Origin of the sequence: Dactylosporangium sp. NPDC005572 (assembly GCF_040605515.1) — a bacterium.
Taxonomy (GTDB): Bacteria; Actinomycetota; Actinomycetes; order Mycobacteriales; family Micromonosporaceae; genus Dactylosporangium.
In genome coordinates, this window is the sequence record NZ_JBEXCY010000039.1 from 50,405 (window position 1) to 71,187 (window position 20,783).

General features: G+C 66.6%; 18 protein-coding genes and 1 tRNA gene. 9 read left to right on the plus strand and 10 right to left on the minus strand.

Annotated elements, in window-relative coordinates:
* Positions 1–11: 11 nt before the first annotated feature.
* The 4 genes from ABZS66_RS20905 to ABZS66_RS20920 form a co-directional block, all read right to left on the minus strand.
* Positions 12–2,660 (minus strand): discoidin domain-containing protein, encoded by a 2,649-nt coding sequence (locus ABZS66_RS20905; RefSeq protein WP_354759996.1) that lies wholly within the window; start codon positions 2,658–2,660, stop codon positions 12–14.
* A gap of 174 nt (positions 2,661–2,834) precedes the next feature.
* Positions 2,835–4,784, minus strand: coding sequence for a diguanylate cyclase (locus tag ABZS66_RS20910; protein WP_354759998.1), 1,950 nt, complete (start codon positions 4,782–4,784; stop codon positions 2,835–2,837).
* Positions 4,785–4,793: 9 nt separating this feature from the next.
* Positions 4,794–5,081 carry a hypothetical protein gene (locus ABZS66_RS20915; RefSeq protein WP_354760000.1) on the minus strand — a complete coding sequence of 96 codons (288 nt, stop codon included), beginning with the start codon at positions 5,079–5,081 and terminating at the stop codon, positions 4,794–4,796.
* 121 nt (positions 5,082–5,202) lie between these two features.
* The gene (locus ABZS66_RS20920) at positions 5,203–5,592 is read right to left on the minus strand and encodes a VOC family protein (protein WP_354760002.1); all 390 of its coding nucleotides are present in this window, start codon (positions 5,590–5,592) and stop codon (positions 5,203–5,205) included.
* Between the two features lie 99 nt (positions 5,593–5,691).
* On the opposite strand from ABZS66_RS20920, the gene ABZS66_RS20925 reads away from it, so the two are divergent.
* Positions 5,692–5,765: transfer RNA gene (locus ABZS66_RS20925), tRNA-Pro, on the plus strand.
* A gap of 114 nt (positions 5,766–5,879) precedes the next feature.
* A complete protein-coding gene (locus ABZS66_RS20930; RefSeq protein ID WP_354760004.1) occupies positions 5,880–6,686 on the plus strand; it encodes a phage integrase N-terminal SAM-like domain-containing protein in 807 nt (268 codons plus the stop codon).
* A gap of 327 nt (positions 6,687–7,013) precedes the next feature.
* Here the strand turns inward: ABZS66_RS20930 and ABZS66_RS20935 are convergent, their stop codons facing one another.
* Positions 7,014–7,709: a helix-turn-helix transcriptional regulator gene (locus ABZS66_RS20935; protein ID WP_354760006.1), complete on the minus strand. Its 696-nt coding sequence runs from the start codon at positions 7,707–7,709 to the stop codon at positions 7,014–7,016.
* A gap of 145 nt (positions 7,710–7,854) precedes the next feature.
* Here ABZS66_RS20935 and ABZS66_RS20940 point away from each other — a divergent pair, with 145 nt between their 5' ends.
* Entirely contained in the window at positions 7,855–8,088 is a 234-nt protein-coding gene (locus ABZS66_RS20940; RefSeq protein ID WP_354760008.1) for a DNA-binding protein, read from the plus strand.
* A gap of 98 nt (positions 8,089–8,186) precedes the next feature.
* Positions 8,187–9,911, plus strand: coding sequence for a hypothetical protein (locus ABZS66_RS20945; protein ID WP_354760010.1), 1,725 nt, complete (start codon positions 8,187–8,189; stop codon positions 9,909–9,911).
* A gap of 41 nt (positions 9,912–9,952) precedes the next feature.
* Here the strand turns inward: ABZS66_RS20945 and ABZS66_RS20950 are convergent, their stop codons facing one another.
* The 3 genes from ABZS66_RS20950 to ABZS66_RS20960 form a co-directional block, all read right to left on the minus strand.
* Entirely contained in the window at positions 9,953–10,423 is a 471-nt protein-coding gene (locus ABZS66_RS20950) for an ImmA/IrrE family metallo-endopeptidase (RefSeq protein ID WP_354760012.1), read from the minus strand.
* A 127-nt stretch (positions 10,424–10,550) separates the two neighbouring features.
* The gene (locus tag ABZS66_RS20955; RefSeq protein ID WP_354760014.1) at positions 10,551–10,907 is read right to left on the minus strand and encodes a helix-turn-helix transcriptional regulator; all 357 of its coding nucleotides are present in this window, start codon (positions 10,905–10,907) and stop codon (positions 10,551–10,553) included.
* A gap of 26 nt (positions 10,908–10,933) precedes the next feature.
* Positions 10,934–11,446, minus strand: coding sequence for a hypothetical protein (locus tag ABZS66_RS20960; protein ID WP_354760016.1), 513 nt, complete (start codon positions 11,444–11,446; stop codon positions 10,934–10,936).
* A 237-nt stretch (positions 11,447–11,683) separates the two neighbouring features.
* Between ABZS66_RS20960 and ABZS66_RS20965 the strand changes: the two genes are divergently transcribed.
* Both ABZS66_RS20965 and ABZS66_RS20970 read left to right on the plus strand, forming a co-directional pair.
* Positions 11,684–16,150: a hypothetical protein gene (locus ABZS66_RS20965; protein WP_354760018.1), complete on the plus strand. Its 4,467-nt coding sequence runs from the start codon at positions 11,684–11,686 to the stop codon at positions 16,148–16,150.
* 26 nt (positions 16,151–16,176) lie between these two features.
* Complete coding sequence (locus ABZS66_RS20970) at positions 16,177–17,295, plus strand: hypothetical protein (protein WP_354760020.1); 1,119 nt, start codon at positions 16,177–16,179, stop codon at positions 17,293–17,295.
* A 98-nt stretch (positions 17,296–17,393) separates the two neighbouring features.
* Here the strand turns inward: ABZS66_RS20970 and ABZS66_RS20975 are convergent, their stop codons facing one another.
* Entirely contained in the window at positions 17,394–17,957 is a 564-nt protein-coding gene (locus ABZS66_RS20975) for a tyrosine-type recombinase/integrase (RefSeq protein ID WP_354760022.1), read from the minus strand.
* Between the two features lie 10 nt (positions 17,958–17,967).
* Entirely contained in the window at positions 17,968–18,885 is a 918-nt protein-coding gene (locus tag ABZS66_RS20980; RefSeq protein WP_354760024.1) for a tyrosine-type recombinase/integrase, read from the minus strand.
* 216 nt (positions 18,886–19,101) lie between these two features.
* Here ABZS66_RS20980 and ABZS66_RS20985 point away from each other — a divergent pair, with 216 nt between their 5' ends.
* The 3 genes from ABZS66_RS20985 to ABZS66_RS20995 form a co-directional block, all read left to right on the plus strand.
* On the plus strand, positions 19,102–19,551 hold the full coding sequence (locus ABZS66_RS20985; protein ID WP_354760026.1) for a hypothetical protein: 450 nt from the start codon (positions 19,102–19,104) through the stop codon (positions 19,549–19,551).
* A complete protein-coding gene (locus ABZS66_RS20990; RefSeq protein WP_354760028.1) occupies positions 19,529–20,230 on the plus strand; it encodes a hypothetical protein in 702 nt (233 codons plus the stop codon). The genes ABZS66_RS20985 and ABZS66_RS20990 overlap by 23 nt, the downstream gene beginning before the upstream one ends.
* On the plus strand, positions 20,176–20,783 hold a 608-nt coding region (locus ABZS66_RS20995), incomplete at its 3' end, for a hypothetical protein (protein ID WP_354760030.1). The genes ABZS66_RS20990 and ABZS66_RS20995, both read left to right, overlap by 55 nt.

Here is a 20,783-nt window from a genome sequence, read left to right on the forward strand (position 1 = left end):
CCGAGCCGGACCTACGGGAAACTCACCACATTGGACGGTACGACGTTCGAGGCCTGCGCCGCCGCCCCGGTGTCGTTGATGACATGCGTGATCGAGCCCTTGCCGAGCGACACGGTCAGCACGCTGTGGAACTTGACGTTCGGGTTCACCGGTACCTCGAACGAGTGGTACGCGGCGATGGAAGGATCACTGGTGAACACGCAGTAGCTGCCCAGGCCCCACGCCTCGTGTGAGGTGACGTTGTTGCCGACCTTGTAGGCGGCGTAGCCGACGATGCCGTCGTGCGACCAGGCGGCCGCGCTCGGCGGGTCGTAGGGCAGCTCGTTCTGGAAGAAGATCGTCCGGCCGCCGTTGCCGTTCCAGATGACGTTGTACTTGTTGAAGTGCTCGACGAACAGGCCGTAGGCCATGACGTTGTTGGCGTTGACGACCAGACCCGTGTCGGCCGGGTTGGTGGTCCAGCCGGCCCCGTCGCCGTGGTCGGCGCGCCACGACCAGATGTGGTCGATGATCGTGTTGTGGTTGTTCACCACGAGCGCGTTGGTGACCTTCGCCGGACCGGCGCCGCCGACGCGCAGGAACACGTCGGAGAGCAGGTTCGGGTTGGCGGCGTGGTTGCCGGTGGCGCCGGCCGGGCCGACCTGCAGCAGCGCCGGGGAGTTCGTCGGGCCCGCGTCGAAGAGCAGGCTGGCGATCTTGACGCCGTCGACGTCGCCGACCTGCATGGGCAGCACGCCGTTGTCGGCCACGATGGTGGCGTAGCCGAGGCCGAGGACGACCGTGTTCGCGCGGTTGATGTTGACGGTCTGGTTCAGGTGGTAGACGCCGGGCGTGAACAGCAGGTTGAGGCCCTGCGCCACGGCCTGGTTGAGGGTCGCGGCCGTGACGCCCGGCTTGGCGACGTAGAACTGGTTGATCGACAGTGACGTGCCCGGGGTCTGGCCGTTGATCCAGGTCGCGCCGCTGGAGTTGGTCCGCAGCGACGGGACGAAGACCCGGTAGGCGCCGCTCGCGTCCGCGTACAGGTACGGCTTCTCCTGGCTGATCGGGCTCTGCGCGACCGTGGTGTACGGCGGGTTCGGGAAACTGGTCGCCGGGGCACCCTGCACGCCGGAGAACACCATGTTCCACACCGAGCCGTTCCAGCTGCCGATCGTGCTGTCCCGGGTGAACCACTGCTGCTGCGAGCACGGGTTGATGTTGCCGCTGATCCGGCTGTCGGCGATGTAACCACCGGACGCCCAGCCGCAGTTCGGCGACGCGAGCGTCATACCGCCGTGCACATCGATGCGACGGAACGGCGCCGCCTGCGCGACGGCCCAGCGGTCGACACCGCTGACCGGGTAGATCGACAGGTTCTCGGCGGAGCGCCAGAAGTTCTGCGTGGCGTTGCCGCCGAACCAGCCGGCGTCGACCGTGATGTCGCCGTGGATCTGCACGTCCTGCGGGTTCTGGCCGAGGCCGTTGATCGACGTGTAGAAACCGATCTGGGCGTTGAGCCCGCTGTACGAACCCGGCTTGAACAGGAACTGGTAGCGGCCCGGACCGAACTGGGCCTGCTCCTGCTGGGTGAAGATCTCGTCCAGCTTCGCCTGGATCGAAGCACTCGACATCGACGGGTCGAACACGATCACGTTCGAGCCGAGGTCACCGCCGCCGGGCAGCTGCGGCCCACTGGGAGACGTCGACGGCGACGGCGAGTTCGACGTCGGCACCGTGCCGTCCACGTTCACGACCAGCTCCCAGATCGAGTAGCCGTAGCCACTCCCGCGAGCCGTGCCGTAGACCCGCAGCCAGCGCCCCGAGCCGGACAGACCCGACAGCACCTGGTTGCCGCCGGTACCGCCGGTGACCGTCCTGATCGTGGTCCAGTTCGCGTTGTCGGTCGACGTCTGCAGCTGGAAGTCCTTGCCGTACGCGGCCTCCCAGTTGATCGTCACCTGGCAGATGCTCTGCACCGAGCCGAGGTCGACGCGCAGCCACTGCGGGTCGGCGAACACGCTCGACCAGCGGGTGCCGGCGTTACCGTCGACCGCGGCCGAGGCCGGGTTCGCGCCGGCGTTCTCGGTGCTCGACGCGTCGGCCGGGCGGCCCTGCGCGGCGTTCACGGCGGTGTTGCACGGGCCCGCGGTGGGGCCGGTGCCGAACGAGCCGTAGACCTGGAACTCCCACAGGGAGTAGCCGTAGCCGGTCCCGCGGGTCGTGCCGTACATGCGCACGTACCGGCCGCTGCCCGTCACGTCGTAGGTCTGCGTGCCGCCGGTCGCGCCGGTGACGGTCTTGATGTCGGTCCACGTGTTGCCGTCGGGCGACGTCTGGATCTTGAACGCGGTGGCGTAGGCGGCCTCCCAGTACAGCTTGACCTGGGAGATACTCGCGGTCGCGCCGAGGTCGACCCGCAGCCACTGCGGGTCGGCGGCCGCGCTGGACCAGCGGGTGCCGGTGGTGTTGCCGTCGACGGCCGCCGATGCGGGGGTGCCGCCGTTCTCGTCGGAGGACGACAGGGCCGGCTTGCCCTGCGAGATGAGCGTGTCGGCGGCGCTGGCGGAGAGGGTGGTCGTCACCGCGTACGTCGCGAGCAGCACGAATGTGGCGACGGCGGAGATGAGCAGGGTTCGGCGCCGGTGGCGGAGGGCCGTCGGCGGTACGGCGGTTCGCATGCTGTGCTCCCGGTGTCAGGGCAGGCGCCAGCGCCACCGCGAGGGTGCGGTGGTCCGGCCGGTGGGGGTCAGGCTCCGGGCCGCATGGCGGTGGCCGCGGAGCATCTCGGGGCGGTGTGGGAGAGCGCTCTCCAAAGAGTGAGCCTCACGCCCCGGGGCCCGGCTGTCAAGAGGTCACGACGAATTTTGGAGAGCGCTCTCCGTCTGTGCTGGCAGGGTTTCCGCATCGGCGACCGTGCACTCCACACCCGTGTCCTGTGCGAACCGCACGACGGCGTCGGCGAGCGCACCTTCCCGGCCGCCGGCACCCAGGAACGCCGGATCGAGGACCACGCGCGTGAACGGCAGCGCCGCCAGCAGGTCCAGTCGTACCTTCCGCGTGCCGGTATGGTCCAGCGCCAGCCCCACGCCGTGGGCGCGCAGTTCGGCGAGCGCCGCCCGTACCACATCATCGTCGGCCAGCTGCGCGGCGGGAATCGCCAGCGTCAGCCGGGTCGGTGGCACACCCGCCTCGGCCAGCACCTTCGTCAGGTCGTTCGCGAACCCGGGCGCGACGAGCATCGCCCGGCCGATCTCCAGCGTCACCGGCGACGCCCCGTCGGCGGCGGCGAGCGCCCGGCGCAGCTCACGGGCCCGCGTCTCCGCCTCCGGCGTCGTCAGCAGCCCCGCCAGATCCGGCGTGTACCGCGCCGAGCGGCCCTTTCCGCGCTGCTTGGCCGCGTACATCGCGATGTCGGCATGGCGCAGCAGCGCATGCGCGTCCTCATCCGGCTCCCGCACCGCGACCCCGACGCTGGCCCCGGCCGTGAGCACGTGCCCGTGCACCCGCACCGGCTCGCCGAGCGCGGCCAGGATCCGCTCCGCCACACCGTCGCATTCGGCGTCCGGCAGCAGTACCGCGAACTCGTCACCGCCCAGCCTCGCGACCAGGTCCTCGCCGCGCACCGCCGCCGTCAGCCGCCGCCCGACCTCCACGAGCAGCGCGTCGCCAACCGGATGGCCGAGCGTGTCATTGACCGCCTTGAAATCATCGAGATCGACGAGCACCGCCATCCGCGCCGACTCCAGCCGCGCGTTGAACAGCGCCCGGTTCGGCAGCCCGGTCAATGTGTCGTGCGTGGCCTGCTCGTGCAGCAGCCGCTGGTGCTCCCGCAGCGAGCCCAGCAGCGCGTCGTTGTCCCGGAACGCGAGCAGTTGGCGCACCACGACCGCGGCCGTCGCCGCGACGGCACCGACCACGACCGGGACCGAGCTCTCCCCCCGGGCGGCGACCCCGATGAGCAGCGCGTCGACGGCCGCGACGGCGAGGTACGGCAGGACGCTGTACGGCCGGCGCCGCTCGGGCGGCGGCGCCATCGGCACCGCCCGGCGGGCCTGCACGACGCCGGCGAGAGCGACGAGCACCGATTCCAGGGTGGTGATGGTGTTGGATACCCCGGCGAGGCGCGGGTCCTGCAGCACGGGCACCAGCGCCGACCCGGCCGCACCGAGCAGCACCACCCCGCCGAGCGTGCGCAGCGCCACCATGTCGACCGCACCCGTGCCGACGAGGGTGAGCTTCACGACGGCGAGCACGGCGAGCAGGCACAACAGGCTCAGGATGAGCATCCCGAGCACCTTCGGCAGCTCCGCGTCCGCCTCGACCAGCGGGCGCAGCACGAAGTACCAGAGAAATGTCCCGGAACAGACGAGCACGGTCGCCGCGTCCAGGCCCAGTCGCAGCCAGTCGCCCCGGCTGCGACTGCGCGTCGGCAGGCGCAACAGGGCCAACAGCACCAGCAGAAGCGCAATACTCAGCAGCACGACGGCCCCGGTCAGCACCGGCCCGGTCCGCCGCCCGCCGAGACTGGCCTCGGTCAGCGGCTTCGTCGCTGGCGCGATGAGGAACGCGGCCACCGCCAACGACCGCCAGAACCGCCGCCCGGCGGGGGAGAGACTCGTCGTGCGCGAGGCCCGCAGGAGATACCCGGCGCCGATCGCGATCCCGACCGCTCCCGGCAACCACCCGAACACGGTCGGCGGGTCGGCCCCGGCGAACCGGGCGACGCCCCAGGCGACGGCCGCGGCCAGCAGCACCCCGTACACGGCCGCCAGCCCGCGCATGCCGCGCCCCGTCTGCTCCACCGGCCGCCGTCACCGCCTTTCCTGGCCGTCGGATCCGTTCGGCTGTGCCAGTGCAGATATGAGCGGTTCGCGGCCCAGGGTAGCGCCGCGCCGGTCACCAGCGGAAGCTTTATCCCAGGTCGTGCCCGGTAGGCGGATCGACGGGCGTACCCGCGGCAGCGACTGGGCACTGCTCGACATATGGTGCACGGCGCCCGCCGTGACCGGGATCAGCGCGGTCTCGGGATCCGTCCTGCAACGCCTCAGCCCGTCCTGCCCCTGCATGATGATGTCCGGAATCGCCAGGTACGGCAGCACGCGGCGACGGCCAGTCCGTGCCGGTTCCGATGACCTCGTAGCCGGCCTTGACCAGCTTGTACGCCACCGTCCCGCGCAGGTCGGGGGCCTCACCCTTGCGGTGTCAGGTGCTGGTTTCCCGTTAGGCGCCGATCAGATCCCACAGATTCCCGGCAACGTCCCGGAACACGGCGACGGTGCCGTAGCTCTCGGTCTTCGACTCTCGGACAAACTGAACATTATTCTTTATTAGGGTGTTGTACCAGCTGTCGAAGTCGTCCACACGCAGGAAGAACGCGACCCGTCCGCCGGTCTGGTCACCGACCCGCCGCTCCTGGTGCTCCCCGTCGGCCCGGGCAAGCAGCAGCCCGGCCCCGCCTCCGGACGGCCGCACCACGACCCACCGCTTCGGCCGCCCGTCGGTGGTAACCGAGGGAACATCCTCGACCAGCTCGAACCCCAGGACGCCGACGAAGAACTCGATGGCGGGGTCATACTCAGGGACAACAAGGGTGACGAGATCAATCCGCACCCCACCGAGCGTAGGCGGGGTGCGGGATACTGCTGCGCGGGGCGGTGGGGGGATACGGTATGGTGTGCTGGCTGCCGCGGGCGAGAGCTGCGGGAGCACCGGGACGTAGCGCAGTTTGGTAGCGCACTTGACTGGGGGTCAAGGGGTCGTGGGTTCAAATCCCGCCGTCCCGACAGCGCGAGGGTTTCCGCAGGTCACAGACTTGCGGAGGCCCTCTTTTCGTGTCTGAGCCGTTAGTCGAGGTCGAGCACGCCGTTGTTGGACCCCTTGACTCGACGGGTGACGAGATGCCCCTGCTCAAGATCGAAAAGCTTACCGAAGGCCTCGCCCGGGAGTGGGCCGGCTACCTTCGCGACTGGGACCGGACCCTGCGCGCCGCGAACCATCCGGAGACCACCCGCTACAACTACCTGCTTGCCGCAGCCCAGCTCGGCCGCTACTTCGCCCAGCACTCACCCGATCCAGACGCCGACGACGCGGCCGAGGACCCGACCGAGAGCACCAAGGCGCACATCGAGGCGTTCCAGGCCTGGATGATCGAGACCCGCGCCGCCGCGACCGCGCTGAACAAGCACAAAGGGCTGCAGCAGTTCTTCCGGTGGCTCGTCGACGAGGGGGAGATGGACCGCTCCCCGATGGAGCGCGTCCGGTTGCGGGCCAGCGCCTGGTCGCCTGTCAGGTCGATGTCGTCCCAGCGCAGCCCGGTTACTTCCCCGCGCCGCAGACCCAGCAGCGACAACACGAGCGCCGCGTACAGCCGGTGCGATGAGACAAAGCGCAGGGATCGCCTGGCGTCGTCTGCCTGCCATTCGCCGCGGTCGGCGCCGGCGTCCGGATCGGACTCCAGCCGCTCGACGATCTCGGCCACGTTGCGCACCACCAGCCCCCGCCGCAGCGCGGGTTTGAGCGCCATCGTCAGCACCGTCAGCATGAGGTTGACGGTGCGGGGTGATAGCGGCTCGCCGGGCTTGCCCACGCGCCGTAGCTCCCCAGACAGCATGCGCCGCTTCAACCGCTCCAGATGCGGCACATCCAGCGCCTGCAACGGCAGATCGCCGTACTCGGCGATGACCTGGACCAAGGCCGTCTCGTAGCAGCTGACCGTGCTCGGCTTCTTCCCGGCCTTCGTCGGCAACCAGTCGTCGACCAAGTAGCCCTTAACGGTCAGGCTCCGGTTCGGACGGACGTACGTGCCCTTCGCGACCTCGCTAATGATCCGGGCACGCTCCGTTTTGGCTCCCTTCTTGGTGTCGTAGGTGTAGGTCCGTTGGTCCCGCCGGCCGTCCGCCTTCCGGCCCACATCGACGACGAACCGGTAGCGGACCGTTCCGTCCGCCAGGGTGACCTTCTTGATCGGGTCCGTCCCTCGCAGGTTCGCATTTTCCCCTTCCTCTCTTCAAAGACCGCCGGTGGCGGTACGCCTATTGCCTTCGGGAGCTCCCTTCTTCACTCCGTTGCTCTGCCTGGGTTGGCGCTGGCTGAGCGGGTGCCTGCCTGCCACGTGCGTCAGGCATGAGCTCGGTGAGCAGTTCCCGCGTGACGTGGCCGCGCAGTGCCTGGAGCCGGCGGGCGGACACCCCGGTGTGCACGTCCAATCGCCGGTCGCGCTCCTCGGACAGACTCCGGCCCCAGCGCTCCACGGCCGCCGCGTTGATCTCCTCGACGCTCTTCCTCAGCCGTCTGGCGACGTATCGCTCGGCCTCGCCCACCTCGGGAGAGGTTGGCTGACCCACCGCGTGGCTCAAGGTCGCACGGGTTGTCCCGATGCCGGTTTCCGGCCTCAGCCGGTCCGTCGCCACGACCTGGCCGGATAGCAGCGACCGAAGATCGCCGGCTCGCATCGCTGTCGTGGTGGTCAGCGCCACCAACTCCTCGTCCTCGCCGCCCACAAGAGCGGCCGGTGTCGTCTCGTACACCAGCGCCAGGAGAAAGAACTCCTGAAGCGTCAGGCGGCGAGCGCCCACTTCCACCTGCGCGACCGTCCCGCGCAGCCAGCTCGTTAGCCCCAGCTCGCGCAAGCGCTTTGCCACGTCCTCCTGACGCAGGCCGAGACGCTCGCGGGCAGCTTTGGCGCCGCCAACCAACACATCACGGGCGGGACGAGGAGGCTCTGTCACAGCGTGCTCCCTGGCGTACGGGTCCGGTGGGGGACGGTCCCGACGATATCAGTCATGCGCTCACCAGCACGAGCGCTTGACTTGCAACGAACGGAAGGGGATGATGCGCTCATCGTCAAGAGCGCATCAGCTGGGAGGTGTCGACATGAAGGCCCTGAGTCGCAAAGAACTGCTAGCCCTGCCGGCCGTTGTGGGCTTGGTGACCGCCGCCCACGCGATGGGAATCGGGCGGACGCGGGCCTTTGAGCTCGTGCGTCGCGGTGACTTCCCCGTCCCCGTCTTGCGGGTCGGTGTCACCTATCGCGTCCCGACCGCAGGTCTGCTGCGGCTGCTGGGGCTCGCGCCGGGCGGTGATCCTGAGCTAAAGCAGGCTTCCTAACCTCCGGCGTTATAGGGATGAAGGCCACTGCTTATCTGAGTAACCTTCGTCCGACAGGTACGTCCGGCCTCACCTATTAAGAGCGAACACCTCCATCGATGAACACCTCCACCGCCGCAGCCCCATCGAGAAGCTCACTCGACATCCTTGGGCGTCCATGGGTCTTCAGCCAGCGCATCCCGCTCGACACCAAGAAGCTCCTTGATGAAGCTAAGCGGCGCGGTGTGGGCCTGGACCTGGCCGGTCTTCGTGAGCTGTATCGGCTTGGTGTTCTCGCTCCCCTGGTTGAGCTGACGTCACGGCGGGTTGGCGAGCCCATCGAGTTGTCGCCGCCTGAGCCACTCGGCTTCAGCTCCCTCACTGATGAGCTGCGACGGGCGGCGTCCAAGGGGCAGGTACGAGATCCGGCCGCGGCCCCGTTCCGCCGGCACGTGGCGTTCGAGCGGCCCAAGGGCGTCTCGTATCAGTGGCACAACGGCTTGCTGTACTCGCACTACCAACTGCTGATGCTGTCCCAGATCGAGCCGCTCTGGGCCCGTCGCCGCGTGACGCGGCGTTCGGACCGCCGGGTGGTTCGATTGCCTGAACCGCACGCAAGGCTCGTCGAGCGTGCAGGTCGTCTCCGTGATACCGCGATCGTCCTGGCCGCCCTTGAGGCCCGGTACCTTCCCAAGCTCGATCCCGCCTGGGTTCATCTCCAGAACACCGAGTTTGAGGAGTGGGAGCGGTATCGGGACTCGTTCGACCCACGGGAGTTCGCCGCGACGTTCGACTACCCGGCGGGGCGCGCCCAGGCAGACGCCGAGTCGCTACTGATGACCGCTCAGCGCATCGATCCGCTTGGGCGCAACTGGGGATCGCTTGCTCGGCGTGCGCCGCATCGCTCCCGCGACATGCTCAGCGGGGCGGCGCTTCAGGCCATGGATTGCCGGGAGGCAGCCGAGATTCTCTTGCTGTACTACGAGGATTTGGCCAGACGCGGTGCCGCAGAGCCGTTGCCAACCATTCCATCGATCTCCCCCCATCACCTGCATGAGCGCCTGAGCGCTCATGACCGGAGCCTCGATGAGGATCTTCAACGGCTTGGTCTTTCGCCCCATCCGCGGGTCGTGCTCGTGGTCGAGGGCGAGACCGAGGAGGAGTTGGTCCCACGGGTCCGCGAGTACGCCGACCTGTCACTGGCGCCTGAACTCGTCCGTGTCTTGACTCTGCGGGGCGTGGGTGGCGACCTCACCAAGGTCGCGGCGTTGGCTGCGGCCCCATTGGTTGGTGAGCGCCATGGCGACAACTGGACGTTGATCAAGCCGCCGACGATGTTGTTTATTGCGGTGGACCCCGAGGGGCCGTATACGACACCAGACGACATTGCTGAGGTACGTCGGAAGATCATCGAGGAAATCGTCCGGGTGCTCTCGGCCCAGGGCGTGGCTGCCGATCCGACGGAGCTCGACCAGCTCGTACATATCAGGACGTGGAACGAGCGCTGCTTCGAGCTCGAACACTTCGACGATGACGAACTGACTGCGGCTATCGTCCAGGTGCATACCGGATGGCCGCAGGTAGACCAAGACCGGGTTCGACAGGCTGTCCAGAGGGTGCGGCAGGCTCGCCAGAACATCGACAACGTCTGGACGAACGGGCGGCCGGAGCTGAGCAAGCGGGCCCTAGCGCGTGAGCTGTGGCCGGTTCTTGCCGCTAAGATCGACCACCGGCGGGCCGACCACAGCGCTCCACTGCCCCCGATCGTCGATGTCCTCATCGAAGCTGAGCACCTCGCGCGCCGCTGGCAGTACGGCTCGTTCGTGCTCAAGGCTGCCTCCTAGCCAGGTTGCGCGTGGTTCCATCGGCTGGCTCTGGCTTGCGATCACCGCTCGTATGCTGACTCCACGAGTTTCAGTGTCTTCAGCCGAAACAGCATCGCTTCCGGTGTCACATCAAACTCCTCGGCCAGTACATCGATCTCCTGCCCGCGGCACCACGCCTGCTGCACCATCTGGCTCTGCATCGTCAGGCATTGGGCGAAGTACTCAGCGGCATGGTGCTTCCGCAACCGAGGCGCCATGACCGCGACCGGCAGGTAGAGCTCGCCCTCGTCGAACTCGGCGTCCAGGATGAGCTTGAGCTGGTGGGCCACCGTTGCGTTCCGCGCCAGCGGGGTCGGGTCGCCGTAGCCGATACGCCAGCTGTCACCGTCAGGTGCGTGATGGCCGAGGACGCCCAGCGCCTCGTCATGCTCGCAGGCGATGTCCAGAAACTCGGCCAGGATGGGTACTGGCACCGGCGGACGCACGACGCCAACCATCTTGAGCAATACCCCGGCCTGGACTTCGGTCACTATCAGCGCCTCGGTATGGTCTAGGCCGGTTCGAGGCACTAGAGCGCGCAATGCGACCAACGGGTTATAGCTGATGCGCCTTAGTCTCAATGCCGTACAAACCCCTGCGTTACTGATGTGTCTGTCGCTAGCCGTTACGCCGATGTTTGAGCATCGCCTCCACGAACTGGGTTATGGCCTGCTCGTCATCGTTTGAGAGCCGAATGCCCAGCTCCGTACCCAGCACCTTGCCCCATCGCGGCAACTGGCCCCGGTCAGCCAGCAGGGCGACATGGTAATCCTCGATATCCTGGCCGAGGTGCCGCGCGATGCGCCTGAGCATGTCCTCGTCGGGTTTTCTCATCTCTCCATGGCGCAGGCGGGTGAGCGTGGATGGATCAACGCCGCATTGTTCGGCTAGGCCACGCAAACTTAGGTTGGTCCGGCGCAATCCGGCATCAATCAGTTCACCGAGATTGGTGTGGGAGTTTCGTGAAGTATTCATAGCGATGCAACTTGAACGTATGCGAACTATTGTACTAAAGTCCGCTCATATTCGTCGAGTGTGATCATTGGCGTGTGGGGGGCCGCGTCATTATGCGGCCAGTCGGCAATTCGGATGGCTCCAGCGTAATAGGGATTTCGGAGGAGCTTCATGAACTTGTCGATGTCGAGCGACCGATTGCCTCGTGGGGTGGTATGGCCTGCGCTGTTTAAACGCTTGAGTGCTTGAGTTGGGGTGTGCTCCTGCGAAAGTACGTCGAGGAACGCCCGACGCAAGAGCGGGAACCGTGCCGGGTCTGGCTCGTGCAATCCGGACTCGCCGGTCTCACGGTAGCCTTGATTAGGCCGGAACGGATAGTAACCCTTCCGGACGCGGGCCTGCATCTTGTCACGCACCTTTGTGATGCGTTCCTGGTAACTGGCTTCGGCCCGAAAGACATCAATCATCTCCTCAAAGAGCGCGTAGATGTCGTCCTTGAAGGTGAGTTGAGGCTTAGCCGCGTAGTCCAACCGAACGCCGGCCTCCTCACGAAACCGCACCTACATGGACCCACAAGGAAGTCCAGGCGAGGCATGCCAGAGGCCCAGCACGCACGGTAGCGCCCATGCCATGCGCGCCTCAACGGCTTGATCTATTTCCCCTATCACCAGATGATCACGGGACAATGACCGAATTCCAGACAAACTTGGACCGGGCGCCAGTCGGCGATGGCCGCCGTCTGCGGACGTCTTGGGGCAGCCGATCGGCTCGGAAGAGCCTACGACTAAGGTGTCTTCGTGAGCCCACGTCGAGGTGGCGAATCCGACAAGTTCGGCAACCGCTACGAAGGCAGATGGACCGTCCGGCAACTCCTGTACGTCCTGCTCGGCCAGGCTGAGTCGGTCATCATCGAGAAAGCCGGCGAGGAGGGCGAGGGCGCCGAGTCCATCGTTCGCCGCCGGACCACCGACGAAGCACACCAGGTCAAGCGCCAGATCGGCAACGCCAACGAATGGCAGTTGTCGGACATGAAGAACGTACTTCGGGCGGCGGCTGATCATGTCGAGGACAAGCGTGAGTTCCATTTCGTGTCGATCGTGCCCGCGCGGACCCTCGATGAGCTGAGCGATCGCGCCCGACGTTCGGAGAACGTTCAGGCGTTCCGTGATGACATGTTGACCAGTAACGACTTGAAGGCAGGCTTCAAGTACCTACAGCAATCCGATATCTACGGCACCGCCGAGGCAGCCTGGCGAGCGCTTCGAGGCATCCATGCCAGCTGGCCAGACGAACGGGACCTCGTACACGTTAACAGCAGCTTTGCCGGGCTCCTACTTGAAGGCGCGACACCGCAGCTGATGGCCGTCGGCCTGGGCGATCTCGCTCTCGATAACCTCAACGTATCCCTCGACGCCAACCTCATCGAAGGGCTACTTGAGCAGTACGGACTTCGCCGCTCGCAGCTCATAGGCAGCCCCACTCTCACGCAAAATGTCCGGTCGGCGCTGGGCCGCTGGAAGGACAGTGTCGCGGGGCAATTGCTGCAACCCGTAATCCCTCGCGACGAGGCGGTCGGTATCTGGGCGAAGCTCCAAGCAGACGACCGTGTGCTCTTCGTGGTGGGCGCCGCCGGCGGTGGCAAGAGTGCTGTGACCCACGACGTCGTCCGCTCCGCAGAGGCGGCGGGTTGGCCTGTTCTGGCGCTGCGTCTGGATCGGGTTGACCCAATTGGCTCATCGGACGAGCTCGGCAAGGAGATCGGTCTGAGCGTTTCGCCCGTCTCGGCGTTGGCCGCGGTGCGGCGGGATGCTCCGAGTCTGTTGGTGATTGACCAGGTCGACGCAGTCAGTTTCGCGTCCGGACGGATGCCAGCCTCGTTCGACGTTGTCGCCAGCGTCCTACGGGAGGCCTCCGGGTTCCCCAACATGCGAGTCATGCTCGCCTGTCGCAGGTTCGACGTGGACAACGACGAGCGCATCCGGGCCATCGTCCAGACCGAGGGCGTCTCGCAGGCCGAGGTAGGACCGCTTACTGACGATCAGGTCAATGGCGCAGTCAAGGCAATGGGACTCTCGGCCGAAACGCTCACCGACCCACAGCGCAGGCTCCTCAGCTCGCCGTTCAACCTGGTACTGCTACGCGCAGTCGCCGACCAGGCTAACGCGCTGTCGTTTGGCTCGTCCCGTGACCTGCTTGAGGTGTACTGGGACCGCAAGCGCCGAGACTGCCGCCAGCGGCGGTCGCCTGCCCCTCGCTTCAACGACGTCATCGGCCGTGTGGTCGACTCCATGAGTGAGCGCCAACGCCTGGCCATACCAGTGACGGTGCTCGACCACGACGACCTGGCGGAAGATGCCCAGGTGCTCGAATCCGAGCACGTCCTGGTACGCGACGGCCGGAACTACGCCTTCTTCCATGAGTCGTTCTTCGACTACGCCTTCGCCAGGCAATGGATCGAGCGGGGTCAGACGCTCGTCGAGTTTCTGCTTGGAAGCGAGCAGGATCTCTTCCGCCGGGGACAAGTGCGGCAGGTGCTAGGCCACCTCCATGACGACGACCCAAACCGGTTCATCGAAGAGGCCGAGGCGCTGCTCCTTCATCCTCAAATCCGGTTCCACATCAAGGATGTGGTCCTGGCCCTGCTGCGTGGCCTGCCGGCGCCGACCAGCGACGAGTGGGCGATGGTCAAGCGAGTCATCGATTCGGCACCTGAGTTCATCGAGCCACTGTGGCTCGCGCTCAGAACGTTGCCGTGGTTCGACCGCTTGGATGCCCAGGGTGAGATCGAGCGGTTGCTGAGTGGTGGCCAAACTGACCAAGCCCGCGCGCTTGAGGTGGCGCTGGGCAGCATCAAGAACCGTGCCGAGCGGCTCGCGCAAATCATCGGACCGCATGCCGGTCGGGTTGATGCCTACCCAGACTGGCTGCGCTGGGTTACCCGGTTCGCGCACCTTCATACCAGCCGTGCGCTGCTCGACCTGGTGATCGACTCCTTACGCCGCGGTGAGTACGTTGACCATGAGCACAACCTCTGGCTGTCGACGTACCAGCTCGCCGACCATGAGCCGGGATGGGCGGTCGACTTGCTATCGGCCTACTTGTCTGAGCAGCCGGGTGCCTTCGCCCGCGACGGATTCGAACGAGTCTTGCTCTTGCAGTCGACGGATCACGGCGCGATCGAGCTGACTACCAAAGCAGCAGACAAGGCACCTCAGCTCTTCTGCGAGGCGCTACTGCCCTACCTCCAGAAGGTGCTCCAGCTCGCCGAAGACGACGCCGACCGCCTGCCGGTCCGAGATCGCCAGTTCTCCCGTATTACGCACGACGGTCGTCTGGATGACGTAGGTGAAGCAGTAGAGCAGGGCGCCAGGACCGCACTCCGCCGGCTGGTTGCAGATAACCCCGAGGCTGCTCGTCCGCTCATGGAACAGCTGGCGGCTGACGCCCACGAAACCGCGCAATGGCTGCTGTACGAGGCCCTAGAAGCGGGGGACGAGACACAAGCCGAGTGGGCGGCTGAGTTGCTGCTCGAAGGGGATCACCGGCTATGCAGTGGCCCCTCGTCGGGCATCGTCGAGGCTGCCGCGCGGCTGCTCACGGCTATAACGCCGCACGTTGCCTCCGAGACGCTCACCAAACTGGAGCAGGCGATCCTTCAGCTGCGCGTGCCCTGGGAAGATCGCCGCGACACCGGCTGGTGCATGTTCAACCTCCTCGCGGCGGTACCGGCGCCGTATCTGTCCGAACCAGCCCGACGCCGGCTTGGAGAGCTACGACGGCGGTTCGGGGTCGATGAGCCTCCGCCGAGACACGACACGACCGGCGGCTTCGTCCAATCACCGATTCCGCTGAGCGCCGCCGAGCGCATGACCGACGACCAGTGGTTGCGTGCGATGGCCACCCATAACACTGACCGGCACGACTGGACGACCCTGCGAGGTGGCGCTCACCAGCTGGCAACCATGATCCAGGAACTGGCCACGGCTGACCCGGATCGATACGCGCGCCTAGCCTCGCGGCTGACATCAGACCTGCACGTCGCGTATGCACAGAACATCCTCATAGGGCTTGGAAACGCCGCGAGGCCAGGTTCGCCGCAACTCGTGTTCGATGCGATTCGCCATGTCGCCTCACTCGGTCACAGCGAACCCGACCGGTGGTTGGCGTGGCCCCTTCGCAAGCATCTGGATCGCCCAATCCCGGACGACATCATCGAGTTGCTCGTCGATCGGGCCCGACACAGTCCGTCACCCGAAGAGGACCACTGGCTGCAGTCCACTGGAGACAGTCGCGCTATCGGAGAGCGCATCGAGTCCAACGGCATCAACTCTGCCCGGGGCGAGTGCGCTGAGATGCTCGGCGACATCTTGGTTCACGACAGCGACGGGCACCGGACTGAACTCGTCGCGCCCGCGCTCAGCGCGCTGGCATCCGATCCCTCGGTTGCCGTGCGATCGTGCGTGGCCCACCTGATCGGCGCGAGCCTCCGTCATGCGCAGCCAGCCGCGCTCGCAGCATTCAACCTACTCATCCAGGCTGATGATCGGCTACTTGCGACCCGTCACGTTGCCGACTTGATCGTCAACGTCGGTCGCGCCGACGCGGGGATCGTTGAGCCCGAAATCCGCCGCATGCTTGCCTCCGATTTCGCCGACGTACGCAAGGTCGGGGGACAGCTCGCCGCCTTCGCCGGGTTGGAGCTGGATCTGGGTGACCTCCTGGAGACGGCGCAGAGCTCCCCGGACGCAGCTACCAGAGAAGGCGTGGCGGCAATGTGTGCCGCCCGACTGCCCCGCACCGCTCGTCCAGACGCCGCCGGCGCGGCGCTCGTTTTGCTGGCCAACGATCCAGACGAGAAAGTGCGCGAAGCAGTTGCCCGGGTTGCAGGGGTGCTCCGCGGCGAGCCTCTCACGCCGTTGCGAGATGTCTTGGTGGCACTCATCAACTCGCAGTCATTTGAAGCTGCTGTTGACCAGCTGCTCATTACGCTCGAACGAGCAACCGAGCGCATCGACGATCTCGCCCTCCTTTGTACCCGGCGCTTCATCGCGGTCTTCGGCGCGGACATGGGCAACCCGGCCACCAGGGCGGTCGGCAACTCAAGCGAGGTTGGGCGCCTCGTCCTTCGCGCCTATGAGCAGGCACGAGGTCGAGCAGTCGGCCGATCGGCTGCGCTTGACTTGATCGACAAGCTGCTCATGTTTGGGGCTTTTCAGGTTGACGAGCTGATTGACGCCGCTGAGCGGGACATGGCTCGATCTTAATTGATCTTGCAGGTAAAATGACGATCATGAAACCGAGCGACTTCTTCAGAGAGGAGCAGGACTCCGAGTGGAGCACGAACGGCGGCGATCCTTGGTCCGTCCGCTTGGTGTTTGACGAAGACCTGGTAGTTCGGCTCAGGCGAGGACCATTTGACGGTGGTACCGACATCGAAGCCGCGTTCGGCCTCGCGCATTTGGCTCAGCGTGAGTTGACGGCGTTCGGCACGGACCACTCCGAGAAGCTCGACAACGACCAGATGGCAACCGTCTTGCGCAGCATGACGGTAGTCCTCAAGCGCCTCGGCGTTGCCTTTGATCCCCCTTTTCGCGACTTCACGGGCTTTCACGGCTACTGGAGCGGACAGGGCATGTCTGGTGGAGGTGGATGGGCTGCTCGACGTGGATACGTCAGTGAGCTGTTCGCACCGATCTTCTCCCGGCTTGACGCCCTGGAAGATGCCGAGACCGCGCCGGCGTACCGCGGCGTCGACGGCAAGCTGAAGAACATCATCTTTGCTTCGACCGGCCCGAAGCCGCGAATCGTCCTCCGCGACGCCCTCAACAACGTCATCGAGGTCGTTGAGGGTGCCGAGCAGTGCTTGTTCTACGACCGGCCGCTCGCCGACTCCGGACTCTCCTGGGACGAGTTAGTGCAGTGGTGGCGTACGGCGGCCGGTGACATGGAGGGCAAGACAGACACGGAGGTAGCGCGGCACCTCTATGGCCGGCTCGCTGCGTCGCTGGCGAGCGAGCCTGAGAAGCTGTTGTTTCGCAGCTACTGCGAGCGTTATGGGAGCGACGGCAGTCACCCGGCGCTGTTGCCGCAGGTCTACTTGCACTACGACCCGCAGACTCGCAAGGAGAGGGACGGACGTCCGGGTCCGCTTCGACGTGAGCGCATGGACTTCCTACTCCTCCTGCCTCACGGCATCCGTGTTGTGCTGGAGGTCGACGGCAAGCAGCACTACGCCGAGGGCGATGTGGCTTCACCTCGCAGGTATTCCGAGATGGTCGCCGAGGACCGATCGCTCCAGCTGCGGGGCTATGAGGTCTTCCGCTTCGGAGGCAGTGAACTCAGGACCGCCGATGCTGCTGACAAGCTCCGTCAGTTCTTCAACGACCTAGAGCGCCGCTACGGCCGATGAGGCGAATCACTACGACCCCTTTACTCGGCCGGTTTATGCTTGTAGTGACCTGGGAGAACGTGCTTGAGCACGTCGCTGGGGCCTCCGACGACTGGGGGTCAAGGGGTCGTGGGTTCAAATCCCGCCGTCCCGACAGTTCTGACCAGCGGATATGCCCTTGGTGGCATGTCCGCTGTTTGCGTTCGCGGCCGTCGTGGTCGCAGCGTGGTCGCGCGCTGCGCGATCGTTGCGGGCTGATCGGAGACGCTGGCGCGGGCGTCCGGTGGGACGGCGATGCACAAGGCTGTAGCGGCTCGGGCGTGGTCGCGGGGTGGTCGCGCCGTCCCGGATTGCTGCCTGACGGCCGGCGCTGGGGCTAGGCGGCCTGCCCCGGGTTGGGCCGGGGTTGCGGCCGCCAAGGCCGAGGCGGTGGCCTCGACGGCATCGTGAGCGGCCTGCCGGGTGAGATGGCCGTAGATGTTCACGGTCACCGAGAGGGTGCTGTGCCGCAGCGTCTTGGAGACCACGGCGAGCGGAACGCCGGCTGTGATCATGAGGGTGGCCGCGAGGTGGCGCAGGTCGTGGACGCGGATGCGGGGCAGGCCGGCGTCGGCGGTGAGGGTGTGCAGCCGGTGCAGCACGTGTTCGGGGCGTAGCGGTCTACCGTCCGGGCGGCAGAACACCAGCCCGTCGTCATTGGTCAGCCTTGCCGGGGGTCGCCTGTTGGTGGCGCTGTCGGCGGCCTTGGTGGCGTAGAGCGGTCACGGCGCGGGCGGACAGGGCGACCCAAGCGCGGCTGCCGCGGGTCTTGGGGTCGGTGAAGATGAGGCGGGCGTTGTCGACGGCGGCGAGGGTGTGCCGGACGAAGAGCAGGCGGTGGTCGAGGTCGACGTCGGCCCAGCGCAGGGCGAGGGCCTCGCCTTTGCGCATGCCGGTGGCGATGAGCAGTTCGAACAGGTCGGCGAGCGGGTCGTCGACGGTGTGGCAGTGTCGCAGGAACGCCGCGGCTTCGGCGGCTGTCCAGCAGGTCCGTTCGACCCGGGGCGTCTTCGGTAGCACGGTGTGGCGGGCGGGGTTGTGGGCCAGTCGGCGGTGGCGGACGGCGTCGTTGAGCGCGCTGGACAGCGTGGCGATGCACCGGCGCAGGGTGACCGGGCCTCGGCCGGCGGCGAGCTGAGTGCGCACGAACTGGCCGATGTGCTGGTGGCTGAGCCGTTCGAGGCGGATGGCGCCGAGGGCGGGGATGAGGTCTTTGGCGACGTAGTCGGTGTAGCGGGCCATGGTGGTCGGCTTCAGCTCGCGGCGTTTCGCGTCGAGCCAGCCGGCGAGGTAGCCGGCGACGGTTTCGCGGTCGTCGAGGTGGACGCTGGTGCGTTCGCAGTCGAGGACCTGGGCGAGGGCGGTCTGGGCGGCGTGTTTGGTGGGGTAGCCGCCGCGGCGCAGGGTGGTGCGCCGACCGGTCAGTGCGGGGACGTCGACGGCGAAGCTCCAGCTGCCGTGCCGCGGGTTGGTGGCCAGCTGCGGGCAGCGGGCGCCGAGTTGCTTGCCCGTGGCGTGGTCGCGGCAGGCGCAGCGGCGGTAGACCCGGCCGCGGTGCGGGTTCGGTCGCATGACGACCTCCAAGCTGATGCGGTGCACTTCAGCACCAGCCTGGCCCGGGCTGCGACCATACCGCGACCACCGGCCCCGTCGCCGCAGGTCAGCGGCCCGGCCGGTGCCCGCACCATCAAGGGGTCGCTGCCGTGGAATTCCCGGTCAAGAGGCTCGCGGCGCGCAGTCGCTCGGCGCCTGACCCATTCGGGCGCAGGCTTCCGGCACAATCAGGCAGTGCCGATTGATGTCGACTTCGCCACCATCCGTCCGTGGGGACGTGGGCAGGACACCGGGTTCGAGGAGCTGTGCTGCCAGGTCGCTCGGGCTCAGGCGCTCCAGCAGGGCCGCAGCTTCGTGCGGCTGGGAACTCCTGATGGTGGCGTTGAGGGCTACTCGATCGATGCCAGCGGTGCGGAGCACGGCCTGCAGGCAAAGTTCTTCCTGGGAAGTCCGAGCATCGACCAGTGGTCCAAGATCACAAGCAGTGTGAAGACGGCGATCAAGAAGCACCCGAACCTCACTGCCATGACCATCGCCCTGCCCAGTGATCGTGCCGATCCCAGGAAGCCGAACGAGCAGTGGTTTATGGATAGGTGGAACCACTACGTAGGTGAGTGGCAGGTACGCCGTCTCCTTGGGGCGGACGGTGGAATTCCACTACATGGGCAAGTCCGAGATCCTTGAAGCCTTGTCTCGTGAGGAACACGCCGGCCGGTTCCGTTGGTGGTTCGAGCGACAGCTGCTGAGTCGCAAGTGGCTGGCTGAACGGCTCGACGAGGTCATCGAGCAAGTTGGGCCTCGGTACAACCGCGACCTGACCGTCGGTGTACCCGCCGGGCGCAAGATCGCCAACTTCGCGCGGCTTCCGCACCTGCTGGTCGACCTTGAGCAGCACGCCGCCTCCGCCATCGGCCACATCGAGCGTCTCGACCCGGCCATCGACCTGACCTCCAGCGCCCAGCTGTACCAACTCGCCGCGGCGCTGCCCACGCTACTGACCTCTGACAAGGCAACGACACCTGACACGCAGTTGCCGGTCGGCCAGTGGCGGCGGGCATGGCAAGCCCTGCAGGCCACCGTGCGGACGCTGACTCCGCCGAAGGGCGCCGAGCCTGCCAGCGAGGCCGACCGAGTCCACCGTGAGTTAACGAGCTCGCCGACCTGTGCGCCAAGGTCATCTCGGCGTTCGACGAGGACTGGCCGGCCTACTCGGCGCGGGCCATGTTGCTGTGGGGCAACGCTGGTAGCGGCAAGACCCACCTGCTGTGCGACACGGCACGGCTCGCCCTCGAACGCGGCCAGCCGGCGGTGCTGGTGCTCGGCCAGCAACTCGGCGTCGGCAATCCGTGGGACGAGGTCATGAAAGCCCTGCGGTTCGACGGTGAGGCCGAGACCTTCCTGCAAGCGCTCACTGCCCGCGCCGAGGCCAGCCAGCAACGTGCGCTCCTGATCATCGACGCCATCAACGAGAACAACGGTCTGCAGCTGTGGCCGGACCACCTCGCCGCGTTCCTCACCGTGGCCCGGCGGTTCCCGTGGGTCGGCGTCATCTTGAGCGTTCGCACGGTCGCCAAGGACATGATCCTTCCTGAGGCGACTGAGAACCTGACGCAGGGCTGGAACTGGGTCAGGCATTTCAGCGCTCGGGTGACAACCAACGAAGGTGTGAGCCCGGCGGTGACATGGTCGGTCGAGGGAGCGGCCTCGGCGGGAACGACCATCTCCGCGGATGGTCTGCTCTCGGTGGCCGCTAACGAGACCGCGTCGTCGCTCACCGTCGTGGCGACGTCGGTGGTCGACCCGACCAAGACAAGCTCAGCCCGGGTCACCCTGACGCCCCCGGGCACGACCAGCGTCGTGGTCAAGGCGCAGGCCGCACCCGCGTCGATCGCCGGTGGTGGCACCTTCACGCTGAA

Excerpts from the sequence above, each read along its gene's own strand:
- ABZS66_RS20955 (WP_354760014.1), bottom strand. The coding sequence starts at position 10,907 with ATGAATACTTCACGAAACTCCCACACCAATCTCGGTGAACTGATTGAT.
- ABZS66_RS20930 (WP_354760004.1), top strand. The coding sequence starts at position 5,880 with ATGCCCCTGCTCAAGATCGAAAAGCTTACCGAAGGCCTCGCCCGGGAG.
- ABZS66_RS20945 (WP_354760010.1), top strand. The coding sequence starts at position 8,187 with ATGAACACCTCCACCGCCGCAGCCCCATCGAGAAGCTCACTCGACATC.
- ABZS66_RS20905 (WP_354759996.1), bottom strand. The coding sequence starts at position 2,660 with ATGCGAACCGCCGTACCGCCGACGGCCCTCCGCCACCGGCGCCGAACC.
- ABZS66_RS20940 (WP_354760008.1), top strand. The coding sequence starts at position 7,855 with ATGAAGGCCCTGAGTCGCAAAGAACTGCTAGCCCTGCCGGCCGTTGTG.
- ABZS66_RS20980 (WP_354760024.1), bottom strand. The coding sequence starts at position 18,885 with ATGCGACCGAACCCGCACCGCGGCCGGGTCTACCGCCGCTGCGCCTGC.
- ABZS66_RS20990 (WP_354760028.1), top strand. The coding sequence starts at position 19,529 with ATGGGCAAGTCCGAGATCCTTGAAGCCTTGTCTCGTGAGGAACACGCC.
- ABZS66_RS20970 (WP_354760020.1), top strand. The coding sequence starts at position 16,177 with ATGAAACCGAGCGACTTCTTCAGAGAGGAGCAGGACTCCGAGTGGAGC.